General features: G+C 47.0%; 12 protein-coding genes and 1 pseudogene. 4 read left to right on the top strand and 9 right to left on the bottom strand.

Translation table 11 applies throughout. The features are described 5' to 3' along the window. Positions 1 to 284: 284 nt before the first annotated feature. The 6 genes from KXU80_RS26925 to KXU80_RS26900 all read right to left on the bottom strand — a co-directional run bounded on the left by KXU80_RS26925 (position 285) and on the right by KXU80_RS26900 (position 5117). Positions 285 to 1493 carry a hypothetical protein gene (locus tag KXU80_RS26925; RefSeq protein ID WP_219836141.1) on the bottom strand — a complete coding sequence of 403 codons (1209 nt, stop codon included), beginning with the start codon at positions 1491 to 1493 and terminating at the stop codon, positions 285 to 287. Between the two features lie 86 nt (positions 1494 to 1579). Continuing rightward, on the bottom strand, positions 1580 to 1954 hold the full coding sequence (locus KXU80_RS26920; protein WP_219836140.1) for a hypothetical protein: 375 nt from the start codon (positions 1952 to 1954) through the stop codon (positions 1580 to 1582). Between the two features lie 66 nt (positions 1955 to 2020). Then, a complete protein-coding gene (locus tag KXU80_RS26915; RefSeq protein WP_219836139.1) occupies positions 2021 to 3058 on the bottom strand; it encodes a hypothetical protein in 1038 nt (345 codons plus the stop codon). Between the two features lie 584 nt (positions 3059 to 3642). After that, positions 3643 to 3954 carry a hypothetical protein gene (locus KXU80_RS26910; RefSeq protein ID WP_258171172.1) on the bottom strand — a complete coding sequence of 104 codons (312 nt, stop codon included), beginning with the start codon at positions 3952 to 3954 and terminating at the stop codon, positions 3643 to 3645. Positions 3955 to 4136: 182 nt separating this feature from the next. Then, complete coding sequence (locus tag KXU80_RS26905) at positions 4137 to 4613, bottom strand: GyrI-like domain-containing protein (RefSeq protein ID WP_219836138.1); 477 nt, start codon at positions 4611 to 4613, stop codon at positions 4137 to 4139. A gap of 24 nt (positions 4614 to 4637) precedes the next feature. After that, a complete protein-coding gene (locus tag KXU80_RS26900; RefSeq protein ID WP_219836137.1) occupies positions 4638 to 5117 on the bottom strand; it encodes a hypothetical protein in 480 nt (159 codons plus the stop codon). 160 nt (positions 5118 to 5277) lie between these two features. Between KXU80_RS26900 and KXU80_RS26895 the strand changes: the two genes are divergently transcribed. Further along, positions 5278 to 6216 carry a helix-turn-helix transcriptional regulator gene (locus KXU80_RS26895; protein ID WP_219836136.1) on the top strand — a complete coding sequence of 313 codons (939 nt, stop codon included), beginning with the start codon at positions 5278 to 5280 and terminating at the stop codon, positions 6214 to 6216. A gap of 604 nt (positions 6217 to 6820) precedes the next feature. On the opposite strand, the gene KXU80_RS26890 is transcribed toward KXU80_RS26895, so the two are convergent. Then, positions 6821 to 8884: a beta-galactosidase gene (locus tag KXU80_RS26890; RefSeq protein ID WP_219836135.1), complete on the bottom strand. Its 2064-nt coding sequence runs from the start codon at positions 8882 to 8884 to the stop codon at positions 6821 to 6823. Positions 8885 to 9138: 254 nt separating this feature from the next. On the opposite strand from KXU80_RS26890, the pseudogene KXU80_RS28235 reads away from it, so the two are divergent. Continuing rightward, positions 9139 to 9240 (top strand): annotated as a pseudogene (locus KXU80_RS28235) (AraC family transcriptional regulator); the annotation flags it as partial. 147 nt (positions 9241 to 9387) lie between these two features. Here the strand turns inward: KXU80_RS28235 and KXU80_RS26885 are convergent. Next, positions 9388 to 10212, bottom strand: a complete 825-nt coding sequence (locus KXU80_RS26885) for a carbohydrate ABC transporter permease (protein ID WP_219836134.1) — start codon at positions 10210 to 10212, stop codon at positions 9388 to 9390. Positions 10213 to 10224: 12 nt separating this feature from the next. Continuing rightward, positions 10225 to 11115: a carbohydrate ABC transporter permease gene (locus KXU80_RS26880; RefSeq protein ID WP_219836133.1), complete on the bottom strand. Its 891-nt coding sequence runs from the start codon at positions 11113 to 11115 to the stop codon at positions 10225 to 10227. Between the two features lie 181 nt (positions 11116 to 11296). On the opposite strand from KXU80_RS26880, the gene KXU80_RS26875 reads away from it, so the two are divergent. Together KXU80_RS26875 and KXU80_RS26870 are read left to right on the top strand one after the other, a co-directional pair. Further along, positions 11297 to 13117, top strand: a complete 1821-nt coding sequence (locus KXU80_RS26875; protein ID WP_219836132.1) for a sensor histidine kinase — start codon at positions 11297 to 11299, stop codon at positions 13115 to 13117. Further along, positions 13092 to 14693, top strand: coding sequence for a response regulator transcription factor (locus tag KXU80_RS26870; RefSeq protein ID WP_219836131.1), 1602 nt, complete (start codon positions 13092 to 13094; stop codon positions 14691 to 14693). The genes KXU80_RS26875 and KXU80_RS26870 overlap by 26 nt, the downstream gene beginning before the upstream one ends. Positions 14694 to 14768: the final 75 nt, after the last annotated feature.

Here is a 14768-nt window from a genome sequence, read left to right as displayed (position 1 = left end):
TTTACGGCAAAAGGAACCGAAGGCGACATTCTAACAAGAAGAGTCGGCTTTAACAAGTAACGACGCGGGTTTCCAGGCGCCGGCTCCGCTTATTCTCTGCAGTCGTAATCCGCGTCCGACCGCTCGATGCACGCTAGGCAGCAATGTGCATCCTAGCCTTCTTCAAAGAAGCAATGGCAACCGGCCAGTGGCCGGTTGCCGTTTTCCATTCCTGGTAATCTATTAATCATGTGTCTCGCGAATTCTTTCCCAATTTACAAGATTACTTATCAGTTTTTAATGTATCATATCTCAGTAAGCTTAGCTAAAAGCAGGAGCTGCAGGTCGAGCTTGTCCGTCTGCCGACTAACGTAGGGCGGTAAAACCCCCTCACTGATAAGACGTCTGAGGTGGTGATCGACACGTTCAGAACTGAAATAAGGATTATTCAGGTACTCGAACACTTTCTCCAGATCGTAATGTAGCCCTTGGAACTTAGGGGATCTCGAATGTAGTAGGTGTCCATGAGCCATACCATCTTCACCAAAAGTCATGCTCTGGAATGCTTCGTATAGCTCATCGACCAATATACGCAGTGATTTAAGGTATTGTACTACTTCTTGACGTTCCTGCTCGGGGAAGTCCTGCGGGGCAGTGAACAGCTCAATTAGAGTCTGAATGTCATGATGATACCCATCACGCTGACGAATTCGAATACTGTTCTCCTTCAAAAGAATTTGGAGCTGCTCGACAACATCGGAGCTGCGCCCGATCTCCTTCCGCCGCTGCTCCTCGATAAAGATACCATGCTTTGTCTCAATTACGATGATCACATCCGATAAGAGGGAGTATCGTTTAATCGTATACTCATGAATTTTGGCGAAGCTCATCGAGAAGCGAATAGGTTGAACTGTATCGGGATTGTTGCTGTAGAGATTAACCGAATAATCTCCGTTACCCCCAATACTGCTGATATCACTAGACCAAGAAGCGAAGTACTTATCCGTACTCTTCGTTCCATCAGCACTCCTTAAGTCGACTGGATGCGCTCCGAAGCATGCCCGGATCTGCGCGAAATACGCATCGTCAGGAACTGCCGCATTAAATACCGCATCGTCCTTCTTTAGTGGGTATTCCATCTCGAAAACACGAAAAAGCTGCTCGATGGATTGAAGAACAATATCGTATGTCGTAATCAATTGCAGAACATTCAATGAACGAACATCGTCATGAGAGTGGTTCAAGTCGATGTACGGCAAACCGTTCACGCTAACGGTGATCCAGTCCTTTGCAGAGCAAATTAAGCTCCAAAGGTTCTTACCATTGTAGTTGTTGTATGTGTTAATTAGGAAATCATCATGATCGCTTACGGCTTGCTTGAATTCAGCGAGCAGAGCGCTATCTAGAATATATGAATTCATCACGCTTCCCCATTTCAAGTTTCGACAGCCTAATATCCATTTTACCCCAAGCAATGCTACGCCAGGCGCGATGTAGTAACCGCCTGCGATCACGCGAAGTCGCGTAGGCACCCCGCATTCACTCGTTGGTCGTCGAACGTTTGGTCGCGGCAATGTCGAGTGGCACGTCACACCGCCTGCTACCCTTGCATCTTTAGCTCTATTACTTTTCTGTCCACGATTCTCTGTAAACCAGTAAGATTCCCCTTTCCTAATGTGGAGTAATAATTAATATGCTTTTGAACTGCATTTAGGGCATTGTTATAATAATAGAGGCCAAAATCCTGTTTAATGCTCTCCAACAAGAAATCATTAGTTTCATTGTTAAAAGCCCGCTTATATGTTTCTCCGTTCATCATTGCAAGAAAAATAACTAAAAATGCTTGGGCCGAACCTTCATTCATCCCTGTTGATTTGTTAATTTCTACTTTGCCATCAAACCTAGACAGCTGACCCGCATATACCTTTTTGGCTATTGGATAAGCACCTTTACTCATTTCAATCGTGATTTTCATTCACAAATCCCCTATCTATTTGCACTTTTAAAAAAAGTAGCTGCAATCATTCCAGCCGACTCGAAGCTAATCAATTTGCAACGCATATTTCATCATCTGGATGTTCCCTGCTATTCGTTTTGGTAACTCCCCCGTTCGATGAAACAAGTCAAGATCATCTCGGCATTCTATTATTCGATCGACGAAAGCAGGGTTTGTTTGGGGAAAGTCTGTGCTTTCCATAATGGAGAGAACACGCAGGCAATCCTTCACTCTCTCCTCAGTGTTCTTATCGAAAATGGTTGGTTTATACTGCTCTGGTTCTTGGAAGTCGGAGGATGGTCGAACTCTCCCACCAAAGGCGATGTCGCTAAACGTCCAGCCGTTCTCAGGATTTTTTCGACGCTGCTCCTCATATTGACGCCGTTTTCTCTCATGTTCCTCTTGCATGGCTTGTCGGTCATCTTCAATTTGCTGGTGCCGATGCTCTGCTGTTGCAACGATTTCGTTAAGCTCCTCAGCGTCAATTTGACTACTTTCCCATGAAAACTGATGAGTATCCCGGTTATAGCGAAACAAATCTGTAAATGATACCGACTGGCTCCGGCCAATAATCATATACCACTGATCCGGTATTTGTGATCGTTGGAATTGACTAATCTCTAGCTGCGAGATTTTAAACTTTTGACCATTGAATTCATCAGTCACACATAATATCCAGTGAACCTTATGGTCCGCAAGTTGTAAACGTTGATTCGGAACAATTGCTTCGAACCCAAAGTGGTTTGAAAGTTCAATTAAAACATCTTCCCAATGTTTGTCGCTTGGATGAAACCGTAGTGACCCTTTTTCGCCCTTGCTTAGTGCAATTGCCCTGTTACCTTCCTTAATGACGAGTTGTGATTCATCAAAGAGAAAGAAGGATTTGAATCCTTGGGAAGCATACGTTTCCTGCTTTTTTAATAAATAACGTTGGTATTGATCAGTCTTTGTACCTGTAACATAATCGAACGTCCAAACTTCGTCCGGAAATTCAACAATAACATCCGGAATGATATTTAATTCACTCTTGAAGAAATAACCATCATACACTTTAGCGCTAACATGCTTGAAGTTTGCTTGCAATTGATCCTTAATTATTGATCGGCAACTTCCCCGAAGCAATAGTGTACTGTTTTGCTCATTCTACTAGCCCTCAATTTATCTGTCCAACTTACTGTAGCCGATCCAGTTTCGCTCCTTGTCTGTTTTGCTCATTCTACTCGCCCTCAATTTATCTGTCCAACTTACTGTAGCCGATCCAGTTTAAGGGCCACCCTATGCGGGGTGGCCCTTTCATTGATCTCGCTATCGCTTCCCAGTTAGCTGAATTCTATTGAGGCTTAACCGCCAGCCCCTCTGTCAAAGTATGAAGTCCGAACTCGAACTCCTTCGCCCAATCGGAATTCGTCGTGTACGACGCCAGACGGATTACCGTAGGGATCTCCTCTGACGGCAGTTAACTATAATATTGGTTATAGCGTTCGCTTAGCTCCGCATTCGAGATGATCAGGGTCCGCAACCGCTGAAAAACGTGGGTCTGTTTCGTATGTTCGTAGTAGTAGCCTCGGCTTACTACATCTGCAATGACGAGCGCATCTTTAGGGTCACTCTTCGATTGACAGTTGTCACGGTTTTCTTTATTTCGTTTTGTCGTTTTTCTGGATTAACTATGACAACTTGCATCGCTTTACTTGTAAGCCAGTTGGCCAGGTTCCACCAATAAAGACCTGTCGCTCCATGCCTATGATTACATTGCCTAAACGGTGCTTTTGCTGAATCCCTTCCATCCACCGCTGCAGCTTTTCAAACCCCTCTATGGTATTGCTAAATGAAAGATGCCGATTCGTCAGTCCAATCCCACGATAATTTGTAGCCTGTGCCACAAGAGTTTCCTTTGCCATGTCGATCCCTACAATTAGATGCGAGGTGGAAATTCGTTCGATACGTTGATTTTGTACTTCCGATTGTTTAAACTTCATGATAAGAGCGCCTCCTTGATGTGTTGTGGACAAACCCATCATACCGAGGCGCTCCTTTTTTGACAAAGGTGATTTCTTAGCCTTAACAGGAATGTTTAGCTTAATGGCATTCACCTTGATCCGATAAACGAAAAAGCCCGCAGAAACCGCGGACTTCTTTCGGACAAGATTGGGCATTCGTATTATTTTTTAACAACAGGCACCCAAAATTCGCCGTAGAATGTGCCGTCTCCGTTATCTTTGCGATACGTCGCGTTCGGACCGCCGATGTAAGCATAGTCGGTGATTTGGGATAAGACTTCGCCAAAAGCGCGGTAAGTGAGCTGATCGAACAACGTTTCCTTGTCGCCATTTCCCGCGACCACGATGTACTCGCTCTCCGGAAACTCGATGAGGCGCGTTGCGTCTGCCACTGATTTGCCGGCTGCTACCGCAAAATAATTCCACGGTTTGCCTTGATAAACCTCGTTAACGGACCATTCGCGATCGTCCTTCGCGGCGTTTTTGAGCTTTTCGAAACGTCCGTCCGCTTTGAGCCCGCCCCAAAACTCGGCCTTTTCCTTTTGCATCGCCGGCATGTCTTGGAAATTCGATTGGATTGAAAAACCGTACGCGGTCAATGTGAATGATTTTTTGTGTTCCAACGTGTAATTTGCCATGTGGGTTCTCCTCCTATTCAGGAATTAGCCTTCGACTTTTTGTACGCGAAGCCACATTTCGCCGTAGAATTCTCCGTTTTCGGCTGCTTTCACGAATGTCGAGTTACCAGGACCAACGTACTTGTAGTCCGTGATTTCTTGCAGCAAGCCGCCGAACACTTTGCCTGTGATTTCGTCAGCAAGACGGTCTTTGTCAGCGCTTGTTCCAGGCACGACGAGGTAGTCGCCAGCGAGAATATCGAGGACGTCCGCGCCTCCCGCGTCGAACTCGCCCATCACGCCGAAGCCGCGCCAAGCCTTGCCGTTGACGACGTAATTGATCTGGTACTCTTGCCCGTCCGCGAGCGTTAGAAGTTCGGCAAGCTTGTTGTTTTCAGTGATTTCGGCTTTTTTCGCCGCAGTTTTTGCTGCATTACCCGCCCAGTCGTTGTAGTCCTCAAGTGAAACACCGAAAGCAGTCATTTTGTAGTTTTCCGAGATTGTTTTGATGGCGTAGTTAGACATTTTGTTCTCTCCTTTGTGGATTTATATTTGTTTCTTATAAGATTGATTCTATTTTCAGAATGTATCAAAAAATGATACTTTTTATTTTCATCTTCGTGCTTTCTGCTACTTTTTTGATACAATAAAATCATGAAAAAAACAGAACGAGTGAACCTGATCAATGCGCTACATCAATAACCGCGCGCATTTTACGATTGCCGAGATTCAGCGGGAGTTCAAGATTTCCCGCGCAACGGCGATTCGCGACATTAACGAGATTCAGGCGATGGGTTTTCCGCTGACGACCGAGCTTGGGCGCGGCGGCGGATACAATGTCCTGCAAAATCAGTATCTGCCCTCCGTCCGCTTCACGCCAGAAGAGCTAAAAGCGATTTTTATCAGCTTTATCGCCTCGAAGAATTCGCAGCTGCCTTATCTGCAAAATCGCCGCTCAATCACTGAAAAACTCATAGGCATCGCGTCGCAAACCCAGCAAGACGAGCTAATCGAGCTGAACCATATCTTGCTTTTTGAAAATACGAATCCTTCCAATCCGAATTTATTGGAGCTCGATGATGCGGCGCCTGAGGAGCTGAACCAGCTGATTTCGCTTGCCGTGCGGGATAAACACTTGCGCTTGACTTATGAGCTGAATCCTGGCTGGCCGCAATTGATGGACGTTTTTTTGCTGCATATATTTAATTCGAACGCTCAGTGGCTGGTCGAGGTTTTTGATCTAGATACGAATGAGTTTCGTTATTTGCCTGTTGTGATGCTGCGGGATTCGGCAATTTCTGAACGGGAGTTGAAGTGGTCGGAGCAAGAGATTTTAAACAAAAAACTGCTTTTTGCACGGGCGTCCAATCTTGTTGTGAGGCTTGATTCGACTGGGATTCAACGTTTTAAGCGCATGCACCCCCCGGGAATTATTTTGTCATTCACCGGGATGTTTCAGTCGAGCGGGATTTTCAATATTCAACTGGATGTGACCGAATTTGATTCGCTGGCGTATTATGCGGATTGGCTTTTGTTTTTGGGGAAAGGTGTCGAGTTCGAACGGATTCCCGATGAGCTGCGCGTGATTTTGGAAGAGCGTTTAGGGGTGCCACCAACATTTTAACGAGAATATACGCTGAGCCCTCCTTTAATAAACAAAAGAAGCAGGTGCCGCGGCGAACTACTCCTTGATTCGTTAAACTATCGTTCCCCGTCCCTCAGAGAATTAAGCTCATTCAAGTCCAGAAGCAAAAGCTTCTCGATGATATGGAGGAGAAGAAAGCGCAGCTTGCTCACTTGGAGCATAAGCTTGATCGTTAATATCGCGGTGAGAATTACTGAATGAACGGGTAAGTTCACAGCGGGAGTCTAAGACTTTAGTTTTCAAGTCTTAGACCGCCGCTGTTTGGTTATTGATCCCGTCTAATTGTTCGGGCTTTTCGATCAACTACGGCTGTTTGCAATAGATGCCCATAGTTACCAAGTCCAGTTGCGGAAATCCCTTTTTAAAATGCCGAATAGGATGCGAATGAGTTTGTTGCACAATGCGATGAGAGCTCCTGGCTAGTGGTTGGTAAACCCCAGAGTGGGCTTTCACCACCTAGTTAATCGCTATGCGTGGCATACAAGAAAGAGTGTCGAGACTTTCTCGACACTCTTAAGATGCCTTTCAGCGTCTCGTCTTTTTGTGGATTAAAAACGACTTGTCATCATTGGTACTCCAGCCATTATGGCGTTAATATCTTCATGACCATAACACCATAAGCCGGCATTTCAATCGTTCCATCCAGCTCCGCTCCGGTTAAAAGGTCTACCGTTGATTTCTTCAGCGTGAGCGTGACCTGCTCACCGGAGTAATTCAATACGAACAGAAAGGAGGAGCCATTCGCAGAGCGAATGCCGACCTCGACTTCGGCCGGTGCGTCTAACCAGTCAGCAGCCGGAGAGGTAAGTTCCATTTCATCGATCAGTGCATCCACAACCGGCTCGCTGAATGCAGCGCCATAATACCATACCTTACCTTGTCCTACAGCTCGCCGAGTTAATGCAGGCTGTCCTTTGTAGTATTCGGTTGCATACGCAGCTACAACTTCCACGTCGGGGCTCTCGACGCTCAGCACTTCATTGAACCCGACTGCCTTTGTACCGGAAGGCAAACGGCTGCCTTCCCAATGCAGCTCGGATGCACCGATGGTGCCTTTAATTAATGTGAAATCCTCGACGGTGATTCCGCAAAGCCCGGCAACCGGTCCCGGGAATGGCTGCATATAGCATTGTCCGTATGTGTCCTTATACCCGGTCCTAGCGCCGAAGACCAGCTTCCCTCCGTGCTCCACATATTGCGTCATCAGCGTTGCGGTTTCATCTGTCATAATCGCAGGGTGAGGATAAACAATGACCTTGTATTGTAATAGGGCCTCCAGCTTGGTCTTCGTTCCCAATGTAATCAAGTCTGTAGGAATATGCTGGTATTGAAGCTGCTTATACCAGGAACGTACACTCTGCCGCTGAAGCGGTCCATGCCATTTGTCCAATTCCCCGTCCCAGACATTGTCATAGTCTTGCATAATCGCGACTTCTGCCTGATAGGCCGTCCCTGCGATGAAGCTGCCGATCTTCGCGAACTCCTCTCCTACCTGAGCCACTTCACGTACTCTCCGATTCGGCCGGTTGTGGTAATCGTTGATCCCATGCCAATAAATCTCGGTGCCAAAGGTAGCCGTACGCCAACGGAAGTAGACCAGCAGATCGGTTCCGTGCAGGACGGACTGATAGGACCACAATCGGATTTGACCCGGTCTAGGACTCCCCATCTCAATACGATCAACCCAGCCTCCTGGACCAGCTTGCTGCTCCATGATACAAAAGTTAGGCGACATGGATCGGACGTTGGACAAGTTCATGCTCCAAGCCCGGTCTCCAAGCGGGTTCTCGTCGCTACTTGGGAAGATGGTCGAGAATTGCGGATAAGAATCATATGAGAAGAAATCCAGAAGCTCGTCCGTTAACTCATGGTTATCCAGGTGACCGAATGTGCCATTCGTGGTGACCCAATGTTGTGGCGACAGCTCTCGAATAATATCGGCTTGGATCTTCGCGAACGAAAATGTATTTGCGGAGATAAACCGCTTCTCGTCCAAAGCCAAATGCGGATTCGGCGAATGATTGACCATAGGCCGGGTTAGGTAAACTTGCTCCCAATCGGTATAGGTCTGACTCCAAAATACCGTGCCCCAAGCATGATTCAAGTTATTAAGCGAACCATATCGCTCCTGTAACCACGCTCTAAAAGCGATATGATCGGCTTCCGAATAGAATTCATTCGTCTCGCAATTCAACTCATTATCAATTTGCCACCCGATTACTGAAGGATGTTCTTTATAAGCTTCTACCATATTCCGCACAATTCTAGCGCATAATTCCCTATACTTAGGGCTGCTGTAGTTGTAATGGCGCCGCATACCATGTCTATATAGGACACCTTCCACATTCGCGTTCAGTACCTCGGGATACTTATGCGTTAACCAAGCGGGCGGTGTCGCAGTGGGTGTCCCCAGAATGACCTTCAATCCATATTGATGCGCCAAATCCATCACGCGGCGAAAGAAGCGGAAATCAAATCTCCCTTCCTCCGGCTCAAGCATCGCCCAAGCGAATTCCGCCATCCGAATAACAGATATATTCATCTCCCGCATACGTCGGAAGTCGTCTTCCCATAATTCCTCCGGCCAATGCTCCGGATAATAACAAACGCCAAGTGTTAACTCATTCATCTGAATCGATTTAGCCATCAACACTGCCTCCTATCGTTTCGATTTATATTATATTTTTGTGTATTCGAGATGCTTTAAGAAAGAGCAGATTTTCTTCCCCAAACCGCTTTTTTGGCGGCATGTATGCTTCCCCGACTTTATTGGTGGCTACAGTGTGGTCGTTACTATAATTTGCATCTTGTAATTGGGGGCAAAGGTTATCTTTATTACGAAGGCAAGACTACTTTAGCCGCAAATCCAATCAGCAGTTCGGAAAGTCTTTTCCTAATTTTTTGTTGGAATCCAGAATTCTGCAAGCCAAACAGCTATTGTCCTCCACGATTTTATCGATTAAAAACATCGCATTGGAATCCGGCTTCTCCCAGAGCAGTTACTTTGGCAAATGCTTTCGGGCGCTGGAAGGAATGACACCCGTTGGAATTCAGACTAATGCTCAAGGTCTAGCTCGTATCATCGCTTCAAACGAAACATGCCACAGGTCGACATCACAGTTGGCATCGCAAGCTTATTCAAGGTGTGAACTATCCTTTCACAGCTCCAGCCATAACACCTTTCGTGATCTTCTCATTAAACAAGGCGTAAATGACAATCGCCGGGATCGAGGTCAGCACCATAACCGCAAATTGAGAACCATAGTCCGATGAATATTGGCCCGCAAAATTCATGACAGAGAACGGCAATGTTTTGAAGGCTTCGTCGCTAATGAAGGTGTAAGCCATAATGAATTCATTCCAGCACGTAAGGAATGTGGTAACGGTAACCGTGACAACGGCAGGCATCGTCAGCGGGAGGATGATCTGGAACACAATCCGATAGATGCTCGCCCCGTCCATGACTCCTGATTCCTCGATCTCAATGGGGATACTGCGCATGAAACCAGTTAAGATAAAGGTGCTGAACGGCACCGACACCGAGGTGTAAGGAAGAATGAGCCCCCAGTAGGAATTCGTCAATCCGAGCATCTTGAAGATGGTGAAGTTCGGCAGCAGCGTCGCATGAATCGGAATCATAATACCAAGCAGAATGACCGCATAGAAGAATGGGCGCCACCTCCATGTCATCCTCGTAAAGGCATAGGCCATGGAGATCGAGATCACAACCGTGAGCACGATGGTAACGGCCGATACAAGCACGCTGTTCCATAAATAATGAAGAAAGTTACCGTCTACCCAAGCATTGATGTAGTTATCCCATTTGATCGAATCGGGCCAGACGAGCACCTTCTCCGAGAAGAACTCGCTGGACTCCACCAGGGAAAAATTAGTGAGCCATACGAGTGGAAACAGCTGGACGCATGCCACTAGGAGGAAAAAGATCCAGAGCGCGGTGCGTTTTGATTTCGTCATCTTTATCTCTCCTTAGAAGTCCAAATTTTTGTTCTTGGTCAAGGTATTCAATACGAAAGTGATTATTAAGCAAACGAGGATGAACAGGATCGAGATCGCATTCGCATAGCCGTAGTTGCTGGCAGAGAACGCCTGATTGTACAGGTAGACAGCCAGGAATTGCGTAGAATCGCCCGGTCCGCCATTGGTGGTGAGGAATACCGTCTCCATCTGTTTCAATGCCATGATGATCGCGAGCGTAATCTGCACCGTAATAACCGGGGACAACAGAGGTACCGTAATGGTCCAGTGCAGCTTGATACCCGAAGCTCCGTCCAGACGAGCCGCCTCGTACATGTCGGCCGGGATGCCTTTTACCCCCGCGTAATAGAACAGAAGTCCCCAGCCGAAGCCAGACCAGATCAGAATGCTCAATAACGACCCCAGCGCCGTACTGGCATCGCCAAGCCACGCATGCTGCAAATCGGCAAGTCCGATCGATGCCAAGATTTTATTAACGATTCCGAACGTAGGATCGAGCACGGACAGCCACATTCTCGAGATGACGACTACGGAAATGACGCACGGGATGAAAAATATCGTCCGAAACCATTTCTCAGCCTTACCGCCTATGCGATCAAGCATAATGGCAAATAAGATACAGATGGGATGCTGAATGATTACGAACCCTACTCCCAATAGCAAGGCATTCCGCAAAGACAGCCAGAAGCGTTCGTCATGAAATAAGATCTCTGTATAATTGTTAAACCCTACCATGGTCACGGGCGTCCCTGGTGCCAGCGTCTCCGTGAAGGAATAGTAGCCGCTCAGAATGATAGGTGCTACGAACGTTAAAACGAAAAACGCAAGCCCGGGAAATACAAACAAAAATATGGCGAGCCTGTCGTTGAGTACTTTATGCATGGTGCATCTCCCTCCAAGATCATCTCTTTTCAATATCATAGCAAGACGATTTTGAGGAGTAAGTAGAGAAAAGATGCAAAAGGTTGAGAAATAGCTAAACCTCGATTCCGGTTGTTGTACAATTGAAGACTGCGAGCTAAACTGGATTACATCCATTTAATGAAGGGAAACCTGGCCTATTATGAGCCGATACTTTTTCAATCTCAGCATCAAGAAGAAATTCATCATTATCATCCTTTTCATGACGACCCTGGTCTCGATCTCGTTAGGCTACTATTCCTATACCACATCCAAATCCCAGATCATCGAGAATGTGAGCACGTCCAGCCTATCGGTCACGCAAGTCGTCAACAGCAATTTATCCAGCATGCAGAAATCGATCTCGGATTGGGTCACCGTATTCATTCTCTCCTCGGTCGTGCAAAAAAGCCTGCAGCAGCGTTCTTCGGAATCCGATCTGGAAGCCGCCCTGTACTCCGGTCCCACCGCATCGATCATGGATCAAATGCTCATTACAGGCAGCGTGGATTATATCGCCCTGTATGGAACGACGAGCGAGCCGCTCTATCAAGTGGCCAAGGACGGGAGCAGCGGACCTGGTACATCCGACCAGATACGCAGCAGCGCCATCTATGACGAAACCTCTCGGCGGAACGGTGCCGCCTACTGGTTCCCGCTAACGGATCAGGAAAATCTGTTCATCGAATATAACGCCAAAGAAAAAATTGGCATGAGCAGGATTATCAGAAGCACTTTAAACGGGGAGAAGCTAGGGTTTATATTCGTAGGGGTAAACCACCAGACGATCCGAAATCAATACTTGCGAAATATGTACGACGAAGATCACGGCATCATGGTGCTGGACCAGAGCGGCACACCGCTTATATCCGCCGGCAAAGATTTCTATAGCATAGACTTACTGTCATTGACGAAGAGTCGACAACAGAGCGATTCCGTCATTACGACCTCTAAGGGAGAAGAGCTGCTGCTCACGTATAGCAAGACGGATAACGGCTGGCTCATTCTGTATGCCGTTCCGATCAGTCTGTTAACGAAGCAATTGGATTCGATCAAATTGTTCGTCATGCTTGTCATCATGGCTTGCATCTTCCTTAGCCTGCCGCTAAGTATGGCGCTCAGCCACATCTTGACCGCGCCAGTGAAGAAGCTGCTTATCTCGATGAGACGCTTCCAGAACGGTCACTTTGAAGAACGCGTCGAAGTGAAATATCAGGATGAGATCGGCTTGCTGGGCCAGGGCTATAATAAAATGGTCGCGAACATTAAGACCTTGGTCGATGAAGCGTATGTGCTTCAATTAAAGGAACGTCAAGCCGAGCTGAAAGCTTTGCAGTCTCAGATTAATCCCCACTTCCTCTATAACATGCTGGATATGATATTCTGGGAGGCCGAGAGAGCCGGCCAAGAGCATATTAGCGAAATGGTCATCACCTTATCGCGCTTATTCCGGCTTAGCTTGAACCAGGGGAAGAGCTTCACCAGTGTAGGTAAAGAAAAGGAGTTTATCCAGCAGTACTTGTCGCTGCAGCAAATGCGGTTCAATGACAAACTCACGTATCGAGTCGACATTCCGGACGAGCTGGATCAGTACGTCCTATTGAAGCTATGTCTTCAGCCCTTTATCGAGAACGCCTTGATTCACGGGATCGAGCGCAAACGGGAAGGCGGATATGTTCATATTAACGGATGGTTGGAAGACGGTTATATTCACTTTACCGTAACGGACAATGGCATCGGGATGAGCGTCGAGGACCTTCAAGAGATTACGAAGCTGAAGAAAGATAGCGATGTGTATACCTCGCATGAAATAGGCGGATACGCAATTCAAAATATTATCCAGCGGCTCCGTCACTACTATAACGATCAGTTTAAGCTGTCTTATACCAGCCAGCTAGGACAAGGCACCAAGGTCGAATTAAAGATTCCCGTGATGACGGAAACACAGGAGGCCGAAGATGATTCAATTGATGATCGTCGATGATGAGGAGAGGGCCCGCTACGGCGTCCGATCCTTAATCGACTGGCAAGAGCACGGGATCCGCATTGCCGCAGAAGCCCGCGATGGCGTAGGAGCTTTGGAACTGCTGAAGGAGCATCATGTCGATATTGTGCTAACCGACATCCGAATGCCGGAGATGGACGGCTTGCGTTTGATCGAATGCCTGAGGGATCAATACCCGCACATCAAATCGATTATTATGAGCGGTTACGATGATTTCAACTACGCGAAGAAGGCGCTCTCGCTAGGCGCAAGCGATTACCTATTGAAGCCAAGCAGGAGACAAGAAATTCTCAGTACCGTGTTAAAGCTATGCGAGGAAATTCACACCGCGAACAAGCAGCGAATGGTGATGGAGCGTCTGGAGGATGGGTTCCGCGAGAGCCTTCCTTTACTGAAGGAGAATGCCTTAAGCCGACTCGTCTTAGCCGAGGACGTCCCCTTTAACAAACTATTGAGCACACTTGAATTAGGCGGCCTGTCTTTTCCGGATCCATACTTTGGCATCGGGCGGATTCAGATCGATAAGGATGCGGCGAAGCAAAGCCAATACAGCACTTTCGAGAACGAGCTGTTCAAATATGGGCTCAAAAATGTTGCGGAAGAAACGCTGGCAGGCGTGGCCAAATGCGCCGCCTTTGAAGACCAGGACGATATCATCATCATTTTCAATAGCGGCCAAGAACAAGATGTGTCTCAATTGCTTCCACACATTGAACAATTGAAGGAAAACGCCAAACACTACTTGAAGCTGAGCTTCTCCATTGCGGTCGGCCGGATTGACAAAAAAATCGATCAGCTGCGCAATGCTTTCTTGATGGCGACAAGCACATTGGATGCGCAATATTTTATGGGGCCGGGAAAAATCATCAACTATGAAAAGATGATGGACGACGAGCCTGCCGAATCCACCTACCCGATCGAGCTCGAGAAAATGATCCTGCACGCCGTACTAACCGGAGAAGCAGCGACGATCAGGAGCAATATCGAGTTATTCCGGCAAACGCTACATAACGAGAAGCAATCGAAGGATCATGTGCTGAAGTTCAGCTTCTCGTTATATTTTGCCCTATACCGTCTCTGCATCGATAAAGATCTGAACGTCAACGAATATTTCGGGCACCTGCTCGAGGATATGACGCATAAGTTGGCCAAGTCCAACGTGGAGCATATCCATAACGAATTGCTGCAGACGGCATTGCGTATCGGCGAACAGCTCAATGACCGGAAACAAGGGAACAAGCTATTCAATTCCGTGCTGGCCTATATTCGATCCAACTACAACAAAGATATTAACCGCGAGATTATTGCTAACGAAGTCTTCATTACGCCGGGCTATGTCAGCTCATTGTTCAAGCAGCATCTGAAGATGAGCTTCCTCGATTTCCTTCACCAGGTTCGCATCGAGCATGCTTGCGAGTTTCTTAAAGATCCGAGCCGAAGAATTATGGACATTGCCTTCGAGGTGGGGTATAGCGACGAGAAATATTTCTTCCAAGTGTTCAAGCGCTATACAGGGATGACGCCAAAGCAATTCCGAAATACGACGATGAGTTGATTCGATATTCCTACACCTACGTCATCTTTTCTCTACTTACGACCATATATGGACTTTGTTATCCTACAGATAAGA

It is taken from the genome of Paenibacillus sp. R14(2021) (genome assembly GCF_019431355.1).
Classification (GTDB): domain Bacteria; phylum Bacillota; class Bacilli; order Paenibacillales; family Paenibacillaceae; genus Paenibacillus_Z.
This window is presented reverse-complemented; position numbering and strand designations above follow the sequence as displayed.

Excerpts from the sequence above, each read along its gene's own strand:
- KXU80_RS26900 (WP_219836137.1), bottom strand. The coding sequence starts at position 5,117 with ATGTCTAACTACGCCATCAAAACAATCTCGGAAAACTACAAAATGACT.
- KXU80_RS26880 (WP_219836133.1), bottom strand. The coding sequence starts at position 11,115 with ATGCATAAAGTACTCAACGACAGGCTCGCCATATTTTTGTTTGTATTT.
- KXU80_RS26920 (WP_219836140.1), bottom strand. The coding sequence starts at position 1,954 with ATGAAAATCACGATTGAAATGAGTAAAGGTGCTTATCCAATAGCCAAA.
- KXU80_RS26885 (WP_219836134.1), bottom strand. The coding sequence starts at position 10,212 with ATGACGAAATCAAAACGCACCGCGCTCTGGATCTTTTTCCTCCTAGTG.
- KXU80_RS26910 (WP_258171172.1), bottom strand. The coding sequence starts at position 3,954 with ATGAAGTTTAAACAATCGGAAGTACAAAATCAACGTATCGAACGAATT.
- KXU80_RS26890 (WP_219836135.1), bottom strand. The coding sequence starts at position 8,884 with ATGGCTAAATCGATTCAGATGAATGAGTTAACACTTGGCGTTTGTTAT.
- KXU80_RS26875 (WP_219836132.1), top strand. The coding sequence starts at position 11,297 with ATGAGCCGATACTTTTTCAATCTCAGCATCAAGAAGAAATTCATCATT.
- KXU80_RS26870 (WP_219836131.1), top strand. The coding sequence starts at position 13,092 with ATGATTCAATTGATGATCGTCGATGATGAGGAGAGGGCCCGCTACGGC.
- KXU80_RS26905 (WP_219836138.1), bottom strand. The coding sequence starts at position 4,613 with ATGGCAAATTACACGTTGGAACACAAAAAATCATTCACATTGACCGCG.
- KXU80_RS26895 (WP_219836136.1), top strand. The coding sequence starts at position 5,278 with ATGCGCTACATCAATAACCGCGCGCATTTTACGATTGCCGAGATTCAG.